Below are 2,434 nucleotides of genomic sequence, written 5' to 3' on the forward strand. Positions count from 1 at the left end.
CGGGAGGAGTCGTCACGATCGGGCCAGAGATGGCCGTAGGTATCCAGGGTGGTTTTGGCCGAGGCGTGCCGCAGCCGAGCCTGGACGACCTTGACGTCGAGCCCCGAAGCGATGAGCAGCGAAGCGAAATAGTGGCGCAGGTCGTGGAACCGGAAGGCGTTGGTCAGTCCCGCCTCCTCACGGCAGGCCCGGATCGCGCGTTCGATCGTCCATGGTCCGGCGGGATTGCCCCATTGGTCGCTGTCCAGGAACCGCCCGTCGCCGAGCTGGATCGCCTTGGCAAGAAGGTGCGCCATCTCCTGGGGGATCGGGATCGGCTTCCGGCTCTTGTCGGACTTGAGAGGTTCATCGCCCCACTGGATTGACGGCGAGACGACGCCGGTCGCGAAGTCGACGTCTTCGACCCGCATCGCTGCTGCCTCGGCCAGCCGCAACCCGGCATGGGCACCGAGCAGGATCGCGGGACGGACACCAGGGGGCACCGCCTCGTAGAGCGCCCAGACCTGCTCGGTGGTCGCGACGAACGGCCGTTGCTCGCGCTCCGCAGCAAGACAGCGGGCCTCGACTGGGAATGTGACCATTGGAAGAGGATTACGCTTGGAAAGTATCTCTTAACAAGATACATTTCAAGTATGAAGTCCACAGAGGCGCTGCGCATCCTCGCGGAGCTGACGTCGTACCAGTGGGGCATGATCACGTCTGCTCAGGCAAGCATGCGCGGCATTACGCGTCTCGACCTCTCCCGACTCACCGCAGACGGCCATCTGGAACGCCTCGCCCACGGCGTCTACAAGGACGCCGGTGCCCCCGCTGGCCGATTCAACGATCTGCATGCTGCCTGGCTCAGCACTGATCCCAGGCGCCTCGCGGCAGTGCGCATCAAGGACAGCACTAACGACGTGGCGGTTGCTGGAGAAACCGCCGCGGACCTCCACGGCATCGGCGACTTCCGAGCTCTCCGCTACGACTTCATCTCCCCCACGCGACGTCAAAGTCAGCGCCGGGAAATCCGATACCGCCAACGCACCCTTGACCCTCGCGACGTCATGCTCGTCGAGGGCATGCCGGTCATGACGATGGAACGCACGATCGCTGACCTCGTGGATGACAACATGGATCTCAGCCTCGTCAGCGATGCTCTGCGTGACGCATCCAGCAAGCGCAACATCGACCTGCAGCGTCTTCGCGAACTACTAGCCCCACTTGCCGCAAGGGACGGGTTCAAGAAGGGAGACGGTGACGCATTGCTCAATCGACTGATGGAAATTGCGGGCATCGACGTCGCGTCGCTGTCGCGTCTCATCGAACGGTCACCAACGTTCGGGACGCTGGCACAGGTCGCGAGGATGGTCACGAACCTGAGCGCGCTCGACACCTACCCCACTGCAAGTGCGCGTCGAGGGAGCAGCCTTCGCGACTACGATGGAAATATGACCGAGGTTGCAGCACAAACCCGTAGGCCACTTTCTGGCCCCACGGGTCGACTCGTCGCCGCGCACCGGCGCGAGTTGAACGAGGTGCTGCGACGCCACGGCGTTACGAACCCTCGCATCTTCGGCAGCGTCGCGCGAGGAGACGATCACGCAGGAAGCGACCTCGACCTTCTAGTGGACTTCGCCCCAGGCACCGACATCATCGACATCATCGGGATCAAGCATGAGCTTGAGGACCTGTTGGGCGCGCCCGTCGACCTGATTCCGCGCGATGGGCTCAAGGAACGCGTGCGCGTACGGGCCGAACGCGATCTCGTGCCGTTGTGAGCCGACCGGACACCGACCTGTTGCAGGACATCGCCGATGCGATCAAGTCGATCAGATCTCATCTGCAGCACGGACCGATCTCGGTCGAGATCGTCATGGATGCCGTCGCGATGCGACTCCTCGAGATCGGCGAAGCGGTGAAGGGGCTCAGCCAAGAGGCCACCGCCACCGAGGCAGAGGTCGATTGGCGTGGCATCGCCGGCATGCGGGACTTCCTAGCCCATCACTACTTCGCCACAAACCCCAAGATCATTCAACTCACGATCGACAAGCGCCTCCCGCTCTTGTCCGACGCCGTTAACCGGATCCTGACGCGCCTGGACACGACCGAGGGCTCGGCCGCAAGCGGCCCCAACGCGGCCCCCACCGACGCGAACTAGTCGATCGTGCGCCGTCACAGCGCCCTCCTCGCCACCCGCGCCAGTACGTGGCCGCCGCCCTCTACGCAGCCCTCGGCTTCAAGCCCTCACCGACCGACCCGCATCACCTCTACCTACTCCTGAGCTGAGACCCGCTGGCGGGTCTGGGCTGCGTTCCGACCTGGTTGCGGCCGGTGAGGAGGCCCAGGCAGGGTCGGCTACCGTGAGGATGAACATGGAGTCCAACGTGCCCACGCTGCCGGACCCGAGGACCGCTCGCGATTACTAACGCCGTATGGGCGTCACCAAGGAGAG

3 protein-coding genes are annotated in these 2,434 nt (G+C 64.2%); 2 read left to right on the forward strand and 1 reads right to left on the reverse strand.

Going from position 1 to position 2,434, the window contains the following annotated elements:
• A partial coding sequence (locus tag H7290_RS10915; RefSeq protein WP_290514041.1) for a site-specific integrase occupies positions 1–581 on the reverse strand: 581 nt, incomplete at its 3' end.
• 51 nt (positions 582–632) lie between these two features.
• Here H7290_RS10915 and H7290_RS10920 point away from each other — a divergent pair.
• Both H7290_RS10920 and H7290_RS10925 read left to right on the forward strand, forming a co-directional pair.
• Positions 633–1,760, forward strand: a complete 1,128-nt coding sequence (locus H7290_RS10920) for a nucleotidyltransferase domain-containing protein (RefSeq protein ID WP_290514042.1) — start codon at positions 633–635, stop codon at positions 1,758–1,760.
• Positions 1,757–2,140 carry a HepT-like ribonuclease domain-containing protein gene (locus tag H7290_RS10925; protein WP_290514043.1) on the forward strand — a complete coding sequence of 128 codons (384 nt, stop codon included), beginning with the start codon at positions 1,757–1,759 and terminating at the stop codon, positions 2,138–2,140. The genes H7290_RS10920 and H7290_RS10925 overlap by 4 nt, the downstream gene beginning before the upstream one ends.
• Positions 2,141–2,434: the final 294 nt, after the last annotated feature.

The sequence above is a fragment of the Aeromicrobium sp. genome, from assembly GCF_014378035.1.
GTDB lineage: Bacteria > Actinomycetota > Actinomycetes > Propionibacteriales > Nocardioidaceae > Aeromicrobium.